A 20,114-nucleotide genomic window follows, 5' to 3' on the forward strand; every position below is an offset into this window, starting at 1 on the left:
GCTTAATAGGATAAACATAAGATCCCCGTAATCATAAGCGCGATGCCAAGCCATTGAGGCAATCGGAGCTGCAGATTACGCGTCCCGTACCAGCCGGCTTTCTCCATGCCAAGCGTGGCCAATATCTGGGCGATCAATACGGACGATACCGTTAAAGCCGCGCCATTGTGGTGAAAAGCAGTAATGTTGCTGAATATGATAATCGCTGCGAGCATTCCGCCTAAGCGATATCGAAGCTTCACTTGAGATAGCTTCCTCCACGATTGATCTCTCGTCATCCATACGATCATCAGAGCAGCAACGAACCCTGTTCCTTGCGTTAAAGTCGCAGCCTGCCATGTTCCGAGCCGAGTGCCGATTACGGCATTGGCGGTACTTTGCATCGTTAGAAATACGCCGCCGAGAATGGCATAACCGATTCCCTTCATTCCCTTGCCTTCCTCCTCCATCATTCCTGCTCTCCTTATTTAACGATGGAAGGTCGATGGACGGAAAGGACATATGTCCTAACTTTCAAATTGAGATCCGTTTATCGGGAACAAGCCTCTCCCAATCACATTCGCAGTCACGGGTTTCTTCCCGATCTCCCGTGCCCACACAGACAATTGGCCCATATGATGAATTTCGTGGGCGATCACATGCCGCATGACTTCTCCGTATGTATGGGCTTCACGCTCTCCATCATCTGTGATATCAATCATGACGCGCTCTTCCAGACTGTCATTCCATGCTTGGACGAATGGCGCGAGCTCCTCATGACAACGAGCGGAGAATGCCTTTACTTGCTGCAAACTGGCTACTTCTTCAAACTCTGGAAAGGTGATCGGTTTGTCCTGTATCCCGCCGCAAATCCAGCCATACTCGACGGCTACAATATGATAAAGTGTAGGCAACATGCAGCCTAATCCTCCCGTGCGTCTTTTCATTAGTTCTTCTTCGGCCACCGTCTCACACCAGTTAAACCAGTCATCGCGAACCTGCCAGTTATATTGGAATAGCTTCAACATGATCCATCCTCCTATTCATAGGTTACCTTAGTCTCTTCTCCACACTCCGCCGCCGCAAGGAACAAATCCGCATCTCGTATAGAACGATTGGTGCTTCTTGTCATACGTCAACGTGACGATCTCAATCCCCGTTCGATTCGCTTCTTGCAGTAATCTCTTTACTAATGCTTCGCCAATGCCGTTCCTCTGATGCTCAGGATGTATAATAATGTCTTCCATGTAGCCATGCTGCAATCCCATTCCTGCAACGTAACCGAATGCAATCAGCTCGTTATTCTCATCCCTAAGTCCCGCCCAGAAATTGCAACGCTCGAACAGGATCGGATAATCGGAATGCCTGCCTTCCCAACCAACAGCCTCTCTCAATCTGGGCACCTCGTGCGGCTCAATCGGTAGATTAATCACAATATCTATTTCGACCACCTCCAGTGTTGTTACAACTTAATTCCGCAACAGATTTACATATTCCTGCCAAAATACGAAGACTCTCATCCCCTAAGGGACGAGAGTCTATTCTCACACGCTTCTATTGCCAAATTCCATTCCCGGCTCACGATCTTGTCTCTCTATGAAGGGTCACCTTCTTGTGAGACGGGCAATATTTCTTAAGCTCCAGACGCTGCGGATTGTTCTTCTTGTTCTTGGTCGTCATATAATTGCGTCCGCCGCATTCTGTGCATGCCATCGTAATGGTTACGCGCATGATGATTATCACCTTCCTTTGTCATATGGTATGACTGAAGGAATCTGGGTGACAATCGAAGGTTCACCGATCGGATCAAATATTCGAGAATTTGGAGAACTTCTGTTTGTACATCTTCTCGAGTCCAAGCGATATCATGTGGAAGCCGATAATGAACATCATATAGGCGAGCAACGGAATGAGCAGCAACCACTGATACATATATAGACTGCTGCGCGCTTGGCCGACTAATCCGCTCCATTCATTGCTGCGGCTCACATATTCGGGAAGTTCGGGCCACGGGTTGATGTACACTAACGTACCTCCGACGAAGACATTGAAGATCGCGAGCTGTCCGAATAAGCCGAGTATCATGACGATCTCTTGAACAAACAGGATGAGGAAGGTCTCCTTTAAGTGTGGAAGCAGATGAGTTCGGATAATCGTCCAATGACTCGCACCGATCGACTTGGCGGCAAGCACGAACTGCTTCTCGCGAAGCACCATCGTCTTCTCTTTCACCGTCGATGTGACTGTCGGAATTCCGACAAGCACCAGTACAATTGAAAGGATGAGCGTTAAGTTCAAAGAAGAAGCCGATGAATTCATGGAAATGCCAATCATGATCATCCATACGATAATAAAGATCGGAATGCCGTTTAACAGGTTCCCGAACGGAAGTCGGTTAGCCTTCGAAGACTTCCCTCTGCCATGATAACCAAACAGCATCCCCAGCACACCGCCTATCACTATGCGTGATATGGCAATCGACAACGATGCGATTATCGTATACTTCGCTCCGTCCAGCAGCTTCGCCATCATATCGGTTCCGTATTTATCCGTACCGAATGGATAGCTAGCACCAGGTGGATACGGCGGAGCGATAAGCGTGCTCTCTCCATCCTCGTCGACATGATATTCGACCGGTGCATCATCGTCTATATCATGAGGGGCCACGTAGCGACCGAATATGGATGCAAAGATGAATAGCAGTGTGATGGTGAGACCAATTAGCAATGTCCTATTCATCGAGCGAACACCTTCTCCCAGCCGTACGTCAAGGCGCTTAACAAGCTAAACATAGCGGCGTACAGCAACAGCAGCGTGAAGATTCCGTTCACAACCAGGTTGTATTGATACCCTTCGAATGCGAAAGCATTGGAGAATACGAGCAGCGTCACGCCGTTCAAGTTGTAAAGATATTCGAATATAAATAAGTTCCCGAACAGAATCCCCATGAACTTGTGCAAATCTGCTCTGACATAGGGCAGTACATTTGGCAGTGCATGGAAGAAAATAATATAGCGTTTAGAAAGCCCTCTTGCCTTAGCAGAGCTGATATAATCCTCCGTCAGCGTATGATTCATATGAAGGGCAACATTACGAATCATATAGCTTGCAGGAATAATGATAGTCGAGATTAGTGGAAGCGCGATCGCCGGTTCATCCGTTGTGAAGCTTGCCACCTGGAAGACGAGAAATCCGGTTTCATTAAATATGAAGATCATTAGTAACTGAAGTAACAAGACGATTACGAAATCCGGCAGAACGCTTGTCAGTTCTAGTAGACGTTTGAGCCCATTCACTCGCGCTACTGAAAAATAGATCCCAAGCAAGATACCCATGGTCATACCGATTGTAGCGCCAATCCCCATGTACGAGAAGGTGAGTATCAGGCTGCTCCCTATCTGGCTGAAATACGATAGTTCCTTCTTACCAGCCAGATAGTGAAAGCTATCCCCGTTTGCCAACCCTTCTAGATACCCGCTTAAGCTTGTCAGCCCATCCGACCAATGAAATTGAAGCGAACCATCTGTGAAGCTTTGCTTCATAATCGCAGGAACCATAGCCAATACAAATACGAACAACAGAGTGCCTAGAAGATTCAAGCTATACTTGGTGACGTTACTCATCTCATAGCAGTTACCTATTCAGACTTTACAAATTGTTTGAGCCAATCCGCATACCGAGTCGTGCCGATCCATGCCTTGCCGTCACTTGGAACCAGAGACTGATCATCAATCTTCACCGAAGCGAAGTAGAGTGCATTCGGATCTGCAATGACATGCCGCTTGTCCCCAGTCGCCATCAAGTATTGCCGAACGAAATCGTCGAGCGGGATTTGATTCGGACCGGCTGCTTCAACGATCCCATTAGCAGGTTCCCTCAATGCGAAATCGGCAACGGCAGCTGCTACATCATTCGAAACCATCGGCTGAGCAAGCGCGGAAGGCAATCGTACGGTCTCCCCTTCAGTAGCCACATAACCGATAGTGCCGGCGAACTCGAAGAATTGCGTTGCACGCACGATTGTATAGGGAATTCCAGATGCCACAATGAGCTCTTCTTGAGCGATTTTCGCACGGAAATATCCGCTTTGCAGAAGTCGATCCGTACCCACGACCGACAACGCAACGTGATGACTTACGCCTGCTGCTGCTTCGGCTGCCAGAAGATTACGAGTCGATGCCGTGAAGAAATCCATCACTTCTTGATCCTCGAAGGTTGGCGAGCCAGTCACATCCACAACAACTTGTGCTCCACGAATAGCTTCTGCCAAACCTTCACCAGTAATGCTGTTGACGCCTAATGACGGTGATGCAGCTACGACTTCATGACCAAGCTCGCGAAGGTTGTTTACAACGTTCTTGCCAATAAGACCTGTGCCGCCAAATACGGTAATTTTCATGAATAAATCCTCCCTTATTCGTCTAGTTGCAGATTGTGAATAGTTCCACTAATTTCGAAATCGTGTACGTACTTTGAATGTCTGTCGTATTCTGTTTCGACGTCCGATTGATCCAGCAAGTATCTATGCCTGACTCCTGTCCGCCTCTAATATCTGTATTTAGCGTATCCCCAATGATAAGCGCTTCTTCTCGCTTGAAGTTCGGGATCTGGCTTATTACGTGATCGAAGAACTTCGGTGAAGGTTTCTGATAGCCAATACTTTGAGAGTCGAAGATATCCTCGAAATACTCATATAGTCCTGACGTCTTCAATCTCTTAATCTGCGTGTGCGTGATGCCATTCGTTATGATAAACAGTCGATGAGTTGCAGATAATCGCTGGCAGACTTCCAGTGCGCCTTCGATATGAATCTGGTCCCCTTCGCCTAACAATTCCCGATATCGACTTTCCCATATAGGACCGTCCACGATAGCTCCCATCTTCAGCATGGTTTCGGAGAATCTGGAGTTCAGCACAACGTCGAGTGGTATCGTGCCATTCTCATATTCAGCCCATAATTGTTTGTTGACGGCGTTATATAACTGAAACAATTCATCTGAGAAGGTATATCCATATTGCAGGAATAACTGGGTCAACGAATCGGATTCATTGGCGCCGAAATCAAGCAGTGTATCATCAAGATCAAATAGCAGTATCTTGTAGCTCATTGATCCTCCCGTTCATGTGGTGGAGAACTCACCGAGCTTGAACGCTCGGTGGGTTCTCCATTAATGATCTGTTATTTATGAGCAGCCGGTTGATACGCTCCAGGCACCATATTTGTCGAGATCGCCATACGATTCCAAGCGTTGATGGCGTTGATCGCCATAAGAAGATCGACGAACTGGCCTTCATCGAAATGTTTGCGTACTTGCTCGTACAATTCTGCGGATACGCCGCCTTCCGAGATCTTCGTCACCGCTTCAGTCAATGCCAGCGCTGCACGTTCAGCATCCGTATAGAATGGAGCTTCGCGCCAAGCGTTAAGCAGATACAATCGTTGCTCCGTCTCGCCCATTGCACGTGCATCTTTCGTATGCATATCCAGACAGAATGCACAGCCATTGATTTGCGATGCGCGGGTTTTCACAAGTTCCAATAACGTTTTATCTATACCGCTTTTATTTACATATCCTTCTAATTTCAACAGTGCTTGCAAGGAATCCGGACGAACTTTCATATAATCCATTCTTGTTTCCATTTGTAGACACACTCCTCAAAGTTTTAATTCGATTCTAAAGTATTTCCTGTGGACCAATGCGTCATTCCGACTAATCGTCGATAACTTGTATCGTCGATCAACTTCATCTACAATATAACTCTTCGATTGGAGGTTGTCAACGAACATGAATCGATATCTCTTCCTCAAATTCTCCCAAACCTCTATTTGACAAGGATTTTAAATGCACCTAAGATGTTTAGTATCAACTTTTTTCGTAATAAGAAAGCAGGTGTTTGCATGCAGTATAGTATTGGCGTTGAATATGCACTGCATTGCTTGGTCTATTTAGTCGACATTCCGCCTGATGCTACGATAGGAATCAAAGAGCTGTCTGCTTTTCAAGGGATTTCGGAAACCTACCTGTCGAAGATGTTCGGCAAGTTAACGAAAGCCGGAATCGTGATCTCCGTTCCTGGCGTTAAAGGCGGTTATAAGCTGGCCAAGCCTCCCGCGGAAATCTCATTCTGGGATGTCGTTCAAGCCGTTGAAGGCGCGGCTCCCATATTTCAATGCAAGAACATTAAAGACAACAGCTTGCTTTGCCAGCAAGATGAAGAGCTTGCGGCATGCTCGAGAGCCACTCCTTGCATCATTAATATGACGATGCGCGAAGCCGAGCAAAGCATGCGAAATGTGCTGCGCGGCAAGACATTAATCTGGCTGAAAGCCGAGGTTGATAAAGTGTTAACTCCTCAAGCTCGCCAAGATACGAGCAATTATTTCACTAATGGCAGCAGCGGTTAATTCCTATTCAAGCTCAGTACAACACGTAAAGCCTTAGTTCGGCAGATACCGAACTAAGGCTTTTTTGCATGGTCAGATATGGGTATAACTTGGATGACAGCCCCACATACTAAGACGAGTTATTTCTGATAAAGACAGGTGGTCCGTTATATGCTTCCAGACTTGCTCAAGGATATAGGAGTGAGTGCCAAATCGGATGATTTTCAGCAAGTTACCATAACGATCAGAGAGACGCGCATCCACTTTTCTTACTATAAGACGCTGATCAATCAAGAACAATTCCATCATGACATCCTCTCGTTTATCCAAATCTCAAATTGCGACGTCCATCACTTGAATGACTTGGAAGCCATGATCCCTATTGAAGGAATCAAAGCGTCTTCCACACTGGAAGACATTATTAAGTGCTTGTCTCGTGGTGGAATCTTCATTCAAATAGATCCGCATCTATATGAAGGATTGCTCGTGGAGATCCCGAATCCCAAGCTTGGTCATCGTGATTATAACGATACACAGAATGAATTCAGCGTCATTGGTCCAAAGATCGGATTCGTCGAGAATCTCGATACCAATCTGACCTTGCTGCGTAAAGGCCTCGTTACCGAAAAGCTGAAATTCGAAGAACTCATCGTTGGTTCCATGTCAAGAACAAGAGTTGTCATCGCTTCTATAGAGGGTCTCACCAATCCTCAGCATATAAACACGGCAAGACAGCGGCTGTCGGATCTTGATTTTGACGTGGTGTTCGAAGCCTCTCTTCTGGAGCAGCTCATTACGGATAACTCCAATTCCCCATTTCCCCTGTTCCTATCGAGTGAACGGTTGGACAGAATCATGTATTCATTGTTGAACGGTGAAGTAGCCATTATCGTCGACGGATCGCCTTCAATACTCACGGGACCGACGAGCTTATTTAGCTTTATCATCTCTCCCGAAGATTATTATTTGCCGTGGATTATGGGCTCGTTCTTCCGGTTTATCCGCTATTTTGGCGTCGGGTTCTCTATATTCGCTACCTCCTTCTATGTTGCGATACTTACCTTTCATTACACCGTCATTCCCAGGGATCTGCTAGGGCCGATTATCGAATCCAGGTCGAACGTTCCCTTTCCGCCATTGTTAGAAGTTATATTCCTGGAAATCACCATCGAGCTGCTGCGCGAAGCCGGCTCCAGATTACCTACTAAAGTCAGTCAAACGCTCGGCATTGTTGGAGGTATCATACTTGGACAGGCGGCAGTGGCAGCGGGATTAACCAGTAATATTCTGCTCATCATTGTTTCGCTATCTGCTCTGTCTTCCTTCACGACACCGATATTCAAGATTTCCAATACGATACGATTTCTGCGTTTCCCATTGATTGTACTCGCATCCATGTGGGGCGGTTTAGGAATCATGATCGGGTTGATGTTCCTCATCGGCCATTTGCTTCGTTTGAAATCGCTTGGCACGCCTTATATCGTGCCCCTCTTCCCTTTCCGGATGAACAGCTTCAGCGACAGCATCATCCGCTCTAACTTTACGATGCTTTATAATCGTTTTTTTACGACAAGGCCGCTGTCGAAGAAGAGATTCACAGTTCGTAGCAACAATAGAGATGTTGGAGACGATTACGATAATGAGTAACTTTTATGCTCTAAAAGGAGGATGAAACGATGCGAAAGCCAACTCTTGCGGCGGTTTTATGCTTGTATCTGTTCTCCGGTTGCGCTCAAGAGCGTATCGTGGATCGGATCAACATCCTCCAAAGCATGGGTGTCGATATAGATGGCGACACCGTTAAACTGAGCGCGTCTTTTCCCAAGTACATCGAGGGGGTAGGATCACAAACTCTCATGACAGCAGAGTCCGATGTGATGTATGGGATATTCACTGCTCTCACGGCCAAATCGGCTCAACCTGTTGAAATCGGACAGATGCGCACCTTGGTTATTAGCGAGCAATTCGCGAGGAAAGCGACAACTGCGCTTGCCGAAGTCATTAATCGAGAGATTATTAAGAGCAGCAACGCGACCATTGTGGTAACGAAGCAAACCGCAAATGCGATAATCGCCAAAAATTGTAAGGAAGAGCCGTATTACTTGTCCGAATTAATTGAACAAAATATGTCTCACGGCAATTCGCCTCGAACCAATTATCATTCCTTCGTGAACCAATATTACGGCGAAGGACAGGATGTTTATTTGCCGGTCATCAATGAGCAAGATGGTTTTTTGCGTATGGATGGTGTGGTTTTGTTCAGAGGAGATCAAATAAAGCTCTGGTTAAATAGCGAGGAAGGCCTGTACTTGAAACTGCTCAAAGACAAAGTTCTGACCGGTGAGTACGATTTCAAGACGGGGCCTAAAGCGATGTATTCCTTCGTTATTCTGCATGGCAAGAGCAAGATTGACCTTAAGCAAAACAATAAAGTGAAGATATCCCTTAAATTATCGATACAGCTTAGGGAAATCCCTGAGCGCGCCAACCTCCTAAACCAAGCAGGAATGGATCAAGTGCGCAAGCAAATCGAGACTAAATTAACAAAGGAAATGGAAGCCGCGTTAATCCGTATTCAGAAGTCCGGAACTGATCCCGTCGGATTCGGAGAACAGTACAGACGGCATCATAGATCGTTCAACGAGGCCGAATTTTACGCGAAGATTTATCCGGAATTGAAATTCGAGGTTGCGACGAAGATCATTATTTTACATTCAGGGGTTGGACGATAGTGCAGCAGTTCATTAAAGAAAACCATACGGTTTCCGGATATTTTGTTTTTTTCATCATCGGCGTTTCCCAAGCTGCTGCGAACATATTTAACTTTCAAAGCTTGATCATCGGACATGCAGGTCAAGACAGCTGGATCTCCATTATACTCATGGGTCTTAGCCTGCATGTTATTGTCTGGATGATTTACAAGATGCTAGGAAATCCAAGTAAGGATGTCATTACGTTGCATCGTAATTTGTTCGGCAAGTATGTAGGAAATTCCATCTCGTTGCTGCTCATTGGCTACTATTTCCTCATGTCGTTATTTTACTTCCGGGCTTACATTGAAATCATTCTCGTGTGGGTATTTCCAGCTTCTCGCACATGGGTCATAGCTGGCATTTTTGTTTGCATCTTCTATTACATCGTATCTGGAGGATTTAGAGTAATTGCCGGGTTTTCGTTCATGTACTTGTTTCTAGCTCCTTTACTGTTTCTGTTCTACTTCCCGATCCGGCAAGGCGAGCTTCATAACTTGCTGCCTATACTCAATCATTCCATATTGGAGCTGTTGCAAGGTTCGAAAGCTTCCACATTTATTTTCTTCGGGATCGAAGCTTTGCTGATCTACTTCCCATTCTTGAAAGAGGCCGGGAAACATGCGAAATGGGCCCACTTTGCCTTGCTTTACACGACGTTTAAATATACGTTTATTATGGTTGTCGCTCTCATGTATTTCAGTCAGGGACTAATGAAGCATTCGCTATGGCCATCGCTCGCGATGACGAAGATCATTGAGCTATCCTTTATTGCGAGGGTCGAGTATCTCTTTATATTCCTATGGATGCTGGTCATTATCCCGACCGTATGCATCTCGATCTGGTGCTGCACAAGAATAATGAAGCGTGTTGCTGGTCTAAAGCCTCGAATTGCTTTGCCGGTGATACTGGCAGCTCTATTCATCCTCTCGCTTTTCTTTGATGAAAGAACACAGATTAATGCGCTGGAATCCTTCATCAATAAGCTCGGATTCTATTTCATCTTCGCCTATATCCCGATCCTGTTTGTTATCAATAGCATCGCAGCTCTAATAAAAAAAGACCTGCCTTCAGGCAAGTCCACATAGATGAATGCAATGTTATTTCCGCCGTCTGCGCCAACCGAAAATTTTCACATGAATAATAGCTCTGGTCGACCAATGGGCCAGAACATGAAGAATAATAAAGATGATAACGAGTGGCTTGAACAACAGCCAGCTGACTATCCAAGTGATGAAGATCTGCCAGGGCTTCAACCGACGCAACAGTTGATTAGGCCATAAGCAGATGCGATAGAACAGATACCGATGGCGAAGTGCAGCCAAGTATTCGTCCTGGTACTGCTTATCATCTGGATTGTGCTGCACCGCGCTGCGCATATAGGTCTCCTGCAGCTTATAATCACCGCGGCTGGAGGCAGCCCAAGAGAGATACATCAATACCATAGGCTCCTCCGTCCCATAGCGGATTGCCTCGCGGTCCAATCGTCTTGATTCGTCATCCGCTCCAAGCAGCGCCTCAATATAACTAAGTACTGCAAGATAGAGCGCATTCTCGGAATCCAGCTCGAGTGCAACGACCATTCGCTCCCTTGCTTCCTTGAACTTAGCCTTCTTGTTCAGTCGATTCGCTTCCAAGAAGTAATAATGGGCTTCGTATGGATCAATTCGCTGCGCTTCTTGAAGTGCGTTATAGAAGGCCTTCTCGTTGTCGGTTTCATAATAAACTGACACACGCACATACCAGCCTAATTGATGCTCCGGATCCCTCTTCAACGCTTCTGTCGCCCAATGCTCCGCTCGCTCATAGTCGCTCATGAGCAGATGAATCTGCGCATATAAGGCATACGGATATGGATCATGAGGGTCATCTCGCAGCAGCTGCTCCGTTTCAACCAGAGCTTCCTTATACCGCTTCCAGGAGATGAGCTGATAGACGGCGCTATAGGATGAAGCAGATGCTGGGGTTACTAGCTCTTCCACGTATATATCCTCCTGCCTCCCCGGCTACTTAATTCCATGCTTCTTGATATAGTCAAGGACGATCTGATAGTCACCGTTCATGTCGCTGAATGTGGCATAGTTCCTTGCGGTAGAGAACCAATCGATCGTCGTCGCTTTCCGAGACTTAGATGATTTGCGGAGATCTTCCTGTTCAATTGGCTGGATTTCGCCTGTCTCGAACGTCCGCTCCATCGCAGAATCCACAGCATCCTTAACTACCTGCTCCAGATCCGCACCGGAGAATAACTTCGTATCCGCCGCCAGCTTGGACAGATTGAGCGAGCCTGTCGGCTTCCCTGCCAGCTTCAGCTTAAGGATCGTATTACGCTCTTCTTCCTCCGGAGGCGGCACGAATACAAGGTGATTGAACCGTCCCGGTCTGCGCAAAGCGGAATCCAGATACCACGGCGTATTCGTCGCGCCAATGACAAAGACTTGATCATTGCCCGATTGCAAGCCGTCGAGCTCCGTCAACAGCTGATTAACGAGCATGCGCTCATGGTGCTGCCTCATCTGGTGCCGGCTGCCGCCCATCGCATCGAGCTCGTCGATAAAGATCACGCAAGGCTTGTTCTCGCGAGCCTTCTGGAATAGATCGTGCAGATTATGCTCACTCTGGCCTACGTACATCGACAGAATAGCCTGTAGCTCGATATGAATAAAATTCGCATCAATCTCGCCTGCAACCGCTCGCGCGAGGAAGGTTTTCCCGCATCCAGGTGGTCCGTATAGAAGCAAGCTTCCTCCTGCTTCTTTGCCGTAAGCTTTGAAGATTTCCGGCTGCTGCAGCGGAAGGATGAAGTTCATCCGAATCTTCTTCTTCACGTCATCCAGGCCGCCAACATCTTCGAAAGTTTCTTTGGGCTTATCCGATTCAACCAAAGATTGGTCATCCTTGTTGAACTGGATCAGCTTTAATTTATTTTTACGCCTTTCCATTAACTCATCATGATCCGACAAGCTGTTCCCTCCCTCATTACACATAAACAAATCATATCACCAAATCTAGCAAATTTCATATAGGGCTCCTTATATTGGAAGCTGATTATAAACAAAAAGCACGACATGCCCACTCACTTTGGAGCTGCATAGTCGTGCTAGTTCATGTTGTTGATTCAATTATTGAACGACAGAGTTAAAGGACATAATCCATACCGAACCGGCAACGATAACCAGTACGATGAACAGCCCGAGGATAAGCGCCATAACGTTGTACTTAGGTCCTTCTCCTTCTCTGATGTGCATGAAGAAGAATAACTGCACAATGAGCTGGATGACTGCCATAGTAATGATTGTCACGATGACGCCCGTCTTGTTCATGCTCGTTTCGAACACAATGAGAAGAGGGATGACCGTAAGTACGATCGATATAATGAAGCCAGTGATATACGCCTTGAGTGAACCATGGTCCTCGTGTTCGTCATGATGATCATGTCCGGCTGCGCCTGTATGATGCTGACTCAATTACATCACCCCCATCAAATATACGATCGTGAACAGGAAGATCCAGACGACGTCAAGAAAGTGCCAGTACAAGCTGATAACCGTTATTTTGCGTCTTGTAACCGGCGTGACGCCTCGCATCTTCAGTTGCACCATAAGTGCGATCATCCAGATGAGTCCGACTGAAACGTGTAGTCCATGCGTGCCAACCAAGACGAAGAAGGCTGTCAGGAAAGCGCTCCTCGAGATCGTTGCGCCTTCGTGCACCATATTCACGAACTCGTTGATTTCAAGTCCGACGAACGCTGCGCCGAGCAAGACCGTGACGATCAACCAGCCGATGAGCTGGCCGACCTTCTTCTTGTTCATAGCGAGTACCGCAAGACCGCTCGTAAAGCTGCTCGTAAGCAGGATGAATGTTTCCGCTACGAAGCCTGGTATTTCAAACAGTTCTTTCCCCGTCGGTCCGCCGTCCGTATGTGCTCTGAGAACGACATACGTGGCGAACAATGTGCCGAACAGCAAGCAGTCGGTGACGAGGAAGATCCAGAAGCCAAGCACTTTCATCGACTCCTGATCGTGGTGACCATGGTCATGAGAGTGCGAATCAGCACTGTGCGAATGGCTGTGCTCCATGGCATGCTGCATATTAAATCGCCCTCCCTGCTGCTATTTCGGTTTCTCTGACTTCTTCGACCGGAACATAATAATCGGTATCGTATTGGAACGAACGGATAAGCAGCGTCACGCCGACGCCTGCCATGCCGAGAATCGCCATCCACATCCAGTCGAATACGAAGCCGAAGCCCGCTACGAACCAGCATGCGGAGAAGACGAACGGAACGCCGGAGTTCTTCGGCATATGGATAGCCTCCAGCTGCTCTACCGGAACTGGCGGTGCTGGAGCAAAGTTGCGACGCTCCTTCTCTTCCCAATACGAATCCCGCTCGCCTGCATATGGAACAACGGCGAAGTTGTACATTGGCGGCGGCGAAGGAATCGACCATTCCAACGTGCGTCCATTCCACGGATCGCCCGTCGTATCGCGCTCGCCATATTTAACGCTATAAAGGATCTGCCAGACTTGAAACACAAAGCCAATCCCCATCAGGAATGCACCGATTGTCGATACGAGGTTGAGCGGGGCCCAGCCCATATCCCAGCCGTACGTGTACACGCGGCGCGTCATGCCCATGAAGCCGAGCGCATATTGCGGCATGAAACAAACATAGAAACCGATGTTCCACAACCAGAACGCCCATTTGCCGAGGCGGTCATTCAACTTGAAGCCGAACAGCTTCGGCCACCAGTAATAAATACCCGCAAGATAACCAAACACAACGCCGCCAATCAGCACCTGATGGAAGTGCGCAATCAAGAAGTAACTGTTGTGGTATTGGTAATCGGCTGGCGCTACTGCGAGCATGACGCCCGTAGCCCCGCCGACGACAAAGCACGGGATGAATGCGAGTGTCCATAACATCGGCTGCTCCAGCCTGATCCTGCCCCTAAACATCGTGAACAGCCAGTTGAACACTTTTGCCCCGGTCGGAATGCCGATGGCCATCGTCGCAATGGCGAAGAAGGTGTTAACGTCCGCCCCGGCGCCCATTGTGAAAAAGTGATGCACCCAGGTGAAGAACGACAGGATGCTGATACTCATAAGTGCGAATACCATGGATTTATAACCGAATATTCGTTTGCGAGAGAATGTAGCAACGATCTCGGAGAATATCCCGAATGCCGGCAATACAACGATATAAACTTCGGGATGTCCCCACATCCAGATCAGGTTGACGTACATCATCGGATTGCCTCCGCCATCCATCGTGAATAGATGACCTCCGAGGAAACGGTCGATGAACAAGAGTGCAAGCGTAACCGTCAGAATCGGGAAAGCGAAGATAATGATAATGCTGCTCGACAGAACCGACCAAGAAAACATTGGCATCTTCATCAGCTTCATGCCAGGTGCGCGCATCTTGAGAATCGTCACGACGAAGTTGATGCCTGTTGCAAGTGAACCAATACCCGAGATTTGAATACCCCAGATGTAGAAATTCTGCCCGACTCCCGGGCTATGCGACATCTCCGACAGCGGCGGATAGCTCAGCCAGCCCGCGTCCGGTGAACCACCAATGACAAAGCTGATATTGAACAGCATTGCGCCGAAGAAGAACAGCCAGAAGCTAACGGCGTTCAAGTACGGATACGCGACGTCCCGCGCTCCGATCTGCAGCGGTACAACCATGTTGAATAGACCGAACATCATTGGCATCGCCATGAACAGAATCATAATCGTGCCATGCGTTGTGAATACTTCGTTATAGTGCTCAGCTTGCAGGAAGTGCACGTTCGGCATCGCCAGCTGTGCCCGCATTAGCAGCGCATCCACCCCGCCGCGGAACAGCATGAGCAGCGATGCGATAAGATACATCATTCCGATTTTTTTGTGATCGACGGTCGTTAGCCATTCCCGCCATAGCCAGCCCCACTTCTTGAAATAGAACAGTACGAAGAGGATTGCGATGGTAGTTAGTCCAATGGAGACGTCTGCTCCATAAATAAGCGGATCGCCTGTCACAAAAAAAGAGGAAGCGAAAGATTGAATACTTGCAAACATAGCTTGTGCTCCTCTCTTAACCCATTAATGATTGTGATTCATTTCACTTGAATTCGAATTGCTCATATCCATGTCGCTCATATCGTCCATATCATGGACTTTATTAGAGTCGGAATCGGACTTCGGCGTATCCTCTTTGTCCTCATCTTTGTTCATATCCATATGATGACCGCCGTTCTTCATTACGACGGAATCGAACAGGTCAGCTGGATACGAGGAGAAGGTTTGCTCCTCTGATTGACCTGGCTTCGCTAATGCCACATAGCCGGCTTTCGTCAGCTCATTGTTCGAGCCTTTGACGCTCTCCACCCATTTGTTGAAGTCTGCCTGTGATTCTGCGACGACGTTAAATCTCATATGTGCAAAATCTTTACCGGTAAAGTTAGCGCCTGTACCGTAATACGTGCCTGGATGGTCAGCCTGCAACCACAGTGACATCGCCATACCTGGCATTGTGTATTCCTGTCCGCCAAGCTGCGGAATCCAGAAGGAATTCATTGGCGCATCGCTTGTTAATTCGAAGTCGACCTGTACGCCTGCCGGAATGTGCACGTAATTGACCGTGGCAATGTTCTGGCCCGGATACTGGAACAACCACTTCCAGTCGAGCGATGTGACTTGGATCTTGATCGGTTTGACATCTGTCACCGCAGGCTTCTTCGCAAGCGCGTAAGTGTCGCGAGCCGTGTAGGCGCCGAGGATACCGATAATAATAATCGGGATGCCCCACCATAGCACTTCAAGCACTTTACTGTCGTCCCAATGCGGCTTGTATGGAGCCGTATTGCCTGGTTTGTCGCGATAGCGAACGACGATAAACACCGTTATCGCCAGAACGGGAATAACGACGATCGCGCAGAGAATCGCGGATAGAATGATCAGCCGGTACTGGGTTTCTGCGACAGGACCTTGCGGATCAAACACGACAAATTTGCCTTCACATCCGGACAAAAGCATAACGCTTAACAGTCCGGTAATCAGCAGCATCAAGCCGCGGAGTTTGGAACTTTTCTTCATTGCTACTCATCTCCTTGCACGCTCGGTGGCGTGCTTTCATGGCCCTTTGTCGCTAGCATATCAGAGTCATGAGCAATTGTTACCGTCGTTAACAAAACCGTCAATCTTCTGTTTCTTTTCAGACACTTTGTGTTCAACAGTCGTTCAAGAATAGGACAATAAAGGGCTTACATGCACAAAATCAGGAAAACAAAAAAAGCTCCTCCACTCCCCGGCGGGAAGTGAAAGAGCTTAATTATTAAATATATCTTAAATATGTTCTGGCTGCTGTTCAGCTTGAACCTTCTGGCGATCTTTAGCGAAGCTCGGCTGCAATGCGTGGAACAACGATCCAAGTAACAGCACCTGAATGCCTCCGATAATAAAGCCGAATCCAATCATAAGTCCTAGATTCGTATCTTTAAAATCATGAGCAAAGCATGCGCTCAAGATGATGCCAAGAAGCATCAAACCGAAACCGATGCGCGGCATCAGAGAAGTCCAATAGTTGATTTTCTGCGCTTGCGACGGAACTTGAATCTCAGCACCTGCTGCTTTCGTGTTCTTATTCATTGTGAAACACTCCCGATGACGTATTGTATACGTTTACTATATCACAATTTTGTCACCAGGTGTTCACTTTTTGTTCATTTTTTTCGAAATAGGTGCTTATCCGATATCACACGCATTCTCAGGCGTGCGGATTGGGTTCTTTTCAATGGTGAATACTATATGGAAAATCTATTCTGAGGAATATAACCTGTATGTAACTTTATCGCACTTCCTCTCGTTTAGTGGTTGTAGCTTCGCAATTTAAACAGAATGGAGATCAACCACATTGATGAAGAAACAAGCTGTGAAATCGCTCGTCGCTGCTGCATTGCTGACCAGCATGATGATGCTCTCGGCATGCTCGGGCGATAATACGTCTAACAATGCCAACTCGGCCAATTCCAATACGACTTCGCCTCCTGCGAATTCGACGAATACGGGCGATGAGCCATCTAATGCAGGCAACGCTTCGAATGCGCCGACGAATAATACTGGCAATAATACGGGGACGGGGACGGATACGAATTCAAACTCTGCACCGGATACAGATAATACGACTTCGCCATCCACTGAGCAGAGCCAAACAACCAAGGATCTTAAAGCGATGCTGACGCTAGCGAAGGACGGGAAAGTAAAAGGGATTCCTTTCCAAGCCGATAAAGGGCTCATCGACGATGTTGAGAAGGACTGGGGCAAATCCGACAAGACGGATTACGCAGGCAAAGGGATGTATGCAAGCTATGCGAAGAAGCACGCGGTGATCGGCTTCAATAAAGGCAGCCAAATCTTCGATGTTCGTTCTGATGCGCCTGAGCTGCAATCGTTGACGCTCAAGCAGATCGAAGCAGCTCTTGGCAAAGCAAAGAATGTCACCAAGAATGGCAGCGACACGATCTATACGTATGAAGCGAATAAAACCTTCGAGCTGCGCTTCATTATCTCGAAGGAAACAGGCAAGGTTGACCATATCTCCGTGTATGCACCTGCGGATACCGTCAATAATATGGCGGGTTAAGCAAGAAAAAGAAAGGAGATTTCCTCGTCCACATGGGCGCAAGGAAATCTCCTTCTTTCATTCTCACTGTAATCCCCATGCAGCCAGCTCCAGCTCGGAGTTACTCTCGAAATCCGGGCTTATCGGCGTGACCCGCACGTTCACGTTCGCCTTCCAGAAGTTAATTGAAGTGTCGAAAGAAGCGCCTTCGTAGATGAATCTACCTCTGCCCGATTGCTGCACCGGCTCCAGCTTCACTTTCCATATCCCTTCACGGCCATCGGAGCCTACCGCTTCCACGCGCACGTCCTTATACCAAATCGGGCCGAGCTCGATTTCGGTCCGGAACGCCGTCTTATGCAGCCCAATTCTGCCGCTATGGTTATCTGTCACAATGTCCACTTTGCTAACCCGCACTCCAGACCAATTGTCCCGAATGAATTGCTTATAGGCTGCCACTCTGGAAGCGACCTCATAGTGATCTGATGCGAACCGCTTCCCTCTTGACATGACAGGTACATACAGCTTCTTCCAATAATCAATAATCATTCTATGCGTATTGAACGCTGGCGCGAGTGAGCAGATCGACTCCTTCATCCTATTGATCCAATCCATAGGGATGGACTGCTCATCCTGCTTGTAGTACAGCGGGATGATCTCTTCCTCAAGAAGACGATACAGCGCTTCGCTATCCTGCTTCACCTGAATATCGTGGTCGCCGTCCACATTGCCCTCGATCGCCCACCCGTTCCGCCCGTTGTAGCCTTCCGCCCACCAGCCGTCCAGCACGCTGCAGTTCAGCACGCCGTTCACCGCCGCCTTTTGCCCGCTAGTGCCGCTCGCCTCCATCGGCTTGGTCGGCGTGTTCAGCCAGACATCAACGCCTTGGACGAGCTTCTTCGCTTTATCCATGGCATAGTTCTCAACGATATGAACGCGGCCTCTGAACCTGTCTTCGCGTGAGAGCTCCACAATTTGGCGGATCATACTCTGTCCAGGGGCATCCGCAGGATGCGCTTTTCCCGCGAAGAGAAGGCACACCGGGCGCTCCGGATCGCCAAGTATACGAGCAAGCCGCTCCTGATCACTGAAGATCAGAAGTGCGCGTTTATACGTCGCGAACCGTCTGGCGAACCCAATCACGAGCGGTTCTCTGCCCCGCGAGCTTAGCGGCAGGTTTAGTTCTTCGAACATGTCTGCTTTGGCCTTCTGATGCTCCTCCCACAGCTCGATGCTTGGAATATCGCGAACGGCCGCCCATACTTGCGGATCCGCATTGCGTGAAGTCCAGTCCGGCGCAAGATAGCGGTCGTATAGCTCCTTCATCCCAGCGGCCAGCCATGTCTCGATATGAATGCCATTCGTAATGGAATCGACCGGAATGTCCTGTTGCGGGATATGCGGTATCCAGCGGTGGAACAGCTCACGGGTCACCTCTCCGTGCAGCTTGCTCACTCCGTTCACCTTCGAAGAGGCGCTGACGGCAAGCCTTGTCATGTTGAATGCGCCATTCATAAGGCCAAGCGACAGTATTCGCTCTCTATCCGCCCCAAGCTGCCAGTAATAATCGCCGAAATATCGATCCATCATCTCAAAGGAGAAAACATCATGTCCAGCGGGAACCGGCGTGTGCGTGGTGAACACGGTGCTTGCTTTGACCGTTTCGAGTGCTGTCTCGAAAGGTACGCCTTGCGCGGACAACACCCGAATGCGTTCGAGCGCCAGGAATGCGCAGTGCCCTTCGTTCATATGCCATACTTCCGGCTGGATGCCGAGTGCCGCAAGCAGTCGCGTGCCGCCGATGCCGAGTAGAATCTCCTGGCTTATACGCACATCTTGATTGCTCGGATATAACGTATCCGTCAAGCGACGGTCCGCTTCACTGTTGGCTTCAACATCCGTGTGGAGCAAATAGACCGTGACTGAGCCCACCTGTACAGCCCATGCTTTTGCAAAAACTTTCCTACCTCGTATCGGAATCTCGATGACAAGAGGTTGATTGTTATCATCCACGACAGGATGAACCGGATAGACGCTTGCCTCCAGATTAACCTCGGGGTACAGATGCTGCTGCCAGCCATTCTCGTCGATGTGCTGCTGGAAATATCCTTTGCCGTAAAATATACCTACGCCCGTAAGCGGAATATTCATGTCTGCTGCTGCCTTAATATGGTCGCCTGCCAATATGCCAAGACCGCCTGAGTAAATCGGTAATGACTCATCGAGTCCGAATTCTGCCGAAAAATACGCGATACCATGGTTTTGCATGATGTCCACCTCTTTTTAGCAAGATGCACTTCGTCATGTAAGCGCCTAACTGGCGCCTCTTTACTATATGCCGGCAAGTGGTGTAAGTGCCCATGGCAGCGAAATGGAAAAAAGACAGCTG

Annotated in this window: 22 protein-coding genes; 5 read left to right on the forward strand and 17 right to left on the reverse strand. The window is 48.2% G+C overall.

Annotated features, from left to right (window positions below; translation table 11 throughout):
- Positions 1–2 precede the first annotated feature (2 nt).
- The 9 genes from AC0YNX_RS07215 to AC0YNX_RS07255 form a co-directional block, all read right to left on the reverse strand.
- Positions 3–452 carry a DMT family transporter gene (locus tag AC0YNX_RS07215; protein ID WP_475814943.1) on the reverse strand — a complete coding sequence of 150 codons (450 nt, stop codon included), beginning with the start codon at positions 450–452 and terminating at the stop codon, positions 3–5.
- A gap of 54 nt (positions 453–506) precedes the next feature.
- Entirely contained in the window at positions 507–1,007 is a 501-nt protein-coding gene (locus AC0YNX_RS07220; protein ID WP_475814944.1) for a DinB family protein, read from the reverse strand.
- A gap of 27 nt (positions 1,008–1,034) precedes the next feature.
- Positions 1,035–1,412, reverse strand: coding sequence for a GNAT family N-acetyltransferase (locus AC0YNX_RS07225; protein WP_475814945.1), 378 nt, complete (start codon positions 1,410–1,412; stop codon positions 1,035–1,037).
- Positions 1,413–1,557: 145 nt separating this feature from the next.
- Entirely contained in the window at positions 1,558–1,710 is a 153-nt protein-coding gene (gene rpmG, locus AC0YNX_RS07230) for a 50S ribosomal protein L33 (RefSeq protein ID WP_475814946.1), read from the reverse strand.
- Between the two features lie 75 nt (positions 1,711–1,785).
- Positions 1,786–2,718 (reverse strand): ABC transporter permease, encoded by a 933-nt coding sequence (locus AC0YNX_RS07235; RefSeq protein ID WP_475814947.1) that lies wholly within the window; start codon positions 2,716–2,718, stop codon positions 1,786–1,788.
- Complete coding sequence (locus AC0YNX_RS07240) at positions 2,715–3,602, reverse strand: ABC transporter permease subunit (RefSeq protein WP_475814948.1); 888 nt, start codon at positions 3,600–3,602, stop codon at positions 2,715–2,717. The genes AC0YNX_RS07235 and AC0YNX_RS07240 overlap by 4 nt, the downstream gene beginning before the upstream one ends.
- A gap of 14 nt (positions 3,603–3,616) precedes the next feature.
- Positions 3,617–4,378 (reverse strand): SDR family oxidoreductase, encoded by a 762-nt coding sequence (locus AC0YNX_RS07245; RefSeq protein ID WP_475814949.1) that lies wholly within the window; start codon positions 4,376–4,378, stop codon positions 3,617–3,619.
- A 22-nt stretch (positions 4,379–4,400) separates the two neighbouring features.
- Positions 4,401–5,087: a YjjG family noncanonical pyrimidine nucleotidase gene (locus tag AC0YNX_RS07250; protein WP_475814950.1), complete on the reverse strand. Its 687-nt coding sequence runs from the start codon at positions 5,085–5,087 to the stop codon at positions 4,401–4,403.
- Between the two features lie 71 nt (positions 5,088–5,158).
- The gene (locus AC0YNX_RS07255) at positions 5,159–5,620 is read right to left on the reverse strand and encodes a carboxymuconolactone decarboxylase family protein (protein WP_475814951.1); all 462 of its coding nucleotides are present in this window, start codon (positions 5,618–5,620) and stop codon (positions 5,159–5,161) included.
- Between the two features lie 258 nt (positions 5,621–5,878).
- Between AC0YNX_RS07255 and AC0YNX_RS07260 the strand changes: the two genes are divergently transcribed.
- The 4 genes from AC0YNX_RS07260 to AC0YNX_RS07275 all read left to right on the forward strand — a co-directional run bounded on the left by AC0YNX_RS07260 (position 5,879) and on the right by AC0YNX_RS07275 (position 10,202).
- Positions 5,879–6,385 (forward strand): RrF2 family transcriptional regulator, encoded by a 507-nt coding sequence (locus tag AC0YNX_RS07260; protein ID WP_475814952.1) that lies wholly within the window; start codon positions 5,879–5,881, stop codon positions 6,383–6,385.
- Between the two features lie 150 nt (positions 6,386–6,535).
- The gene (locus tag AC0YNX_RS07265) at positions 6,536–8,011 is read left to right on the forward strand and encodes a spore germination protein (RefSeq protein ID WP_475814953.1); all 1,476 of its coding nucleotides are present in this window, start codon (positions 6,536–6,538) and stop codon (positions 8,009–8,011) included.
- A 29-nt stretch (positions 8,012–8,040) separates the two neighbouring features.
- Positions 8,041–9,096, forward strand: coding sequence for a Ger(x)C family spore germination protein (locus AC0YNX_RS07270; protein WP_475814954.1), 1,056 nt, complete (start codon positions 8,041–8,043; stop codon positions 9,094–9,096).
- A complete protein-coding gene (locus AC0YNX_RS07275; protein ID WP_475814955.1) occupies positions 9,096–10,202 on the forward strand; it encodes a GerAB/ArcD/ProY family transporter in 1,107 nt (368 codons plus the stop codon). The genes AC0YNX_RS07270 and AC0YNX_RS07275 overlap by 1 nt, the downstream gene beginning before the upstream one ends.
- 12 nt (positions 10,203–10,214) lie before the next feature.
- On the opposite strand, the gene AC0YNX_RS07280 is transcribed toward AC0YNX_RS07275, so the two are convergent.
- The 7 genes from AC0YNX_RS07280 to AC0YNX_RS07310 form a co-directional block, all read right to left on the reverse strand.
- Positions 10,215–11,096 (reverse strand): tetratricopeptide repeat protein, encoded by an 882-nt coding sequence (locus tag AC0YNX_RS07280; protein WP_475814956.1) that lies wholly within the window; start codon positions 11,094–11,096, stop codon positions 10,215–10,217.
- A 24-nt stretch (positions 11,097–11,120) separates the two neighbouring features.
- A complete protein-coding gene (locus tag AC0YNX_RS07285) occupies positions 11,121–12,077 on the reverse strand; it encodes an ATP-binding protein (protein ID WP_475814957.1) in 957 nt (318 codons plus the stop codon).
- 159 nt (positions 12,078–12,236) lie between these two features.
- The gene (gene cyoD / locus AC0YNX_RS07290; protein WP_475814958.1) at positions 12,237–12,581 is read right to left on the reverse strand and encodes a cytochrome o ubiquinol oxidase subunit IV; all 345 of its coding nucleotides are present in this window, start codon (positions 12,579–12,581) and stop codon (positions 12,237–12,239) included.
- Positions 12,582–13,208, reverse strand: a complete 627-nt coding sequence (gene cyoC / locus AC0YNX_RS07295) for a cytochrome o ubiquinol oxidase subunit III (RefSeq protein WP_475814959.1) — start codon at positions 13,206–13,208, stop codon at positions 12,582–12,584.
- Between the two features lies 1 nt (position 13,209).
- A complete protein-coding gene (locus AC0YNX_RS07300) occupies positions 13,210–15,183 on the reverse strand; it encodes a cbb3-type cytochrome c oxidase subunit I (RefSeq protein ID WP_475814960.1) in 1,974 nt (657 codons plus the stop codon).
- Positions 15,184–15,207: 24 nt separating this feature from the next.
- Complete coding sequence (locus tag AC0YNX_RS07305; RefSeq protein WP_475814961.1) at positions 15,208–16,200, reverse strand: ubiquinol oxidase subunit II; 993 nt, start codon at positions 16,198–16,200, stop codon at positions 15,208–15,210.
- Between the two features lie 249 nt (positions 16,201–16,449).
- Positions 16,450–16,752 carry a hypothetical protein gene (locus AC0YNX_RS07310; RefSeq protein ID WP_475814962.1) on the reverse strand — a complete coding sequence of 101 codons (303 nt, stop codon included), beginning with the start codon at positions 16,750–16,752 and terminating at the stop codon, positions 16,450–16,452.
- 268 nt (positions 16,753–17,020) lie between these two features.
- On the opposite strand from AC0YNX_RS07310, the gene AC0YNX_RS07315 reads away from it, so the two are divergent.
- Positions 17,021–17,746 (forward strand): YjgB family protein, encoded by a 726-nt coding sequence (locus AC0YNX_RS07315; protein WP_475814963.1) that lies wholly within the window; start codon positions 17,021–17,023, stop codon positions 17,744–17,746.
- A 63-nt stretch (positions 17,747–17,809) separates the two neighbouring features.
- Here the strand turns inward: AC0YNX_RS07315 and glgP are convergent, their stop codons facing one another.
- Positions 17,810–19,993, reverse strand: a complete 2,184-nt coding sequence (glgP, locus tag AC0YNX_RS07320; RefSeq protein ID WP_475814964.1) for an alpha-glucan family phosphorylase — start codon at positions 19,991–19,993, stop codon at positions 17,810–17,812.
- Positions 19,994–20,114 lie beyond the last annotated feature (121 nt).

This window comes from Paenibacillus sp. J31R98 (assembly GCF_056269245.1).

What these genes read in the sequence shown, in the direction of transcription:
- AC0YNX_RS07215 (WP_475814943.1), bottom strand. Translation starts at nt 452, where the DNA reads ATGATGGAGGAGGAAGGCAAGGGAATGAAGGGAATCGGTTATGCCATT.
- AC0YNX_RS07220 (WP_475814944.1), bottom strand. Translation starts at nt 1,007, where the DNA reads ATGTTGAAGCTATTCCAATATAACTGGCAGGTTCGCGATGACTGGTTT.
- rpmG (WP_475814946.1), bottom strand. Translation starts at nt 1,710, where the DNA reads ATGCGCGTAACCATTACGATGGCATGCACAGAATGCGGCGGACGCAAT.
- AC0YNX_RS07235 (WP_475814947.1), bottom strand. Translation starts at nt 2,718, where the DNA reads ATGAATAGGACATTGCTAATTGGTCTCACCATCACACTGCTATTCATC.
- AC0YNX_RS07240 (WP_475814948.1), bottom strand. Translation starts at nt 3,602, where the DNA reads ATGAGTAACGTCACCAAGTATAGCTTGAATCTTCTAGGCACTCTGTTG.
- AC0YNX_RS07245 (WP_475814949.1), bottom strand. Translation starts at nt 4,378, where the DNA reads ATGAAAATTACCGTATTTGGCGGCACAGGTCTTATTGGCAAGAACGTT.
- AC0YNX_RS07250 (WP_475814950.1), bottom strand. Translation starts at nt 5,087, where the DNA reads ATGAGCTACAAGATACTGCTATTTGATCTTGATGATACACTGCTTGAT.
- AC0YNX_RS07255 (WP_475814951.1), bottom strand. Translation starts at nt 5,620, where the DNA reads ATGGAAACAAGAATGGATTATATGAAAGTTCGTCCGGATTCCTTGCAA.
- AC0YNX_RS07260 (WP_475814952.1), top strand. Translation starts at nt 5,879, where the DNA reads ATGCAGTATAGTATTGGCGTTGAATATGCACTGCATTGCTTGGTCTAT.
- AC0YNX_RS07265 (WP_475814953.1), top strand. Translation starts at nt 6,536, where the DNA reads ATGCTTCCAGACTTGCTCAAGGATATAGGAGTGAGTGCCAAATCGGAT.
- AC0YNX_RS07270 (WP_475814954.1), top strand. Translation starts at nt 8,041, where the DNA reads ATGCGAAAGCCAACTCTTGCGGCGGTTTTATGCTTGTATCTGTTCTCC.
- cyoC (WP_475814959.1), bottom strand. Translation starts at nt 13,208, where the DNA reads ATGCAGCATGCCATGGAGCACAGCCATTCGCACAGTGCTGATTCGCAC.
- AC0YNX_RS07300 (WP_475814960.1), bottom strand. Translation starts at nt 15,183, where the DNA reads ATGTTTGCAAGTATTCAATCTTTCGCTTCCTCTTTTTTTGTGACAGGC.
- AC0YNX_RS07305 (WP_475814961.1), bottom strand. Translation starts at nt 16,200, where the DNA reads ATGAAGAAAAGTTCCAAACTCCGCGGCTTGATGCTGCTGATTACCGGA.
- AC0YNX_RS07310 (WP_475814962.1), bottom strand. Translation starts at nt 16,752, where the DNA reads ATGAATAAGAACACGAAAGCAGCAGGTGCTGAGATTCAAGTTCCGTCG.
- AC0YNX_RS07315 (WP_475814963.1), top strand. Translation starts at nt 17,021, where the DNA reads ATGAAGAAACAAGCTGTGAAATCGCTCGTCGCTGCTGCATTGCTGACC.
- glgP (WP_475814964.1), bottom strand. Translation starts at nt 19,993, where the DNA reads ATGCAAAACCATGGTATCGCGTATTTTTCGGCAGAATTCGGACTCGAT.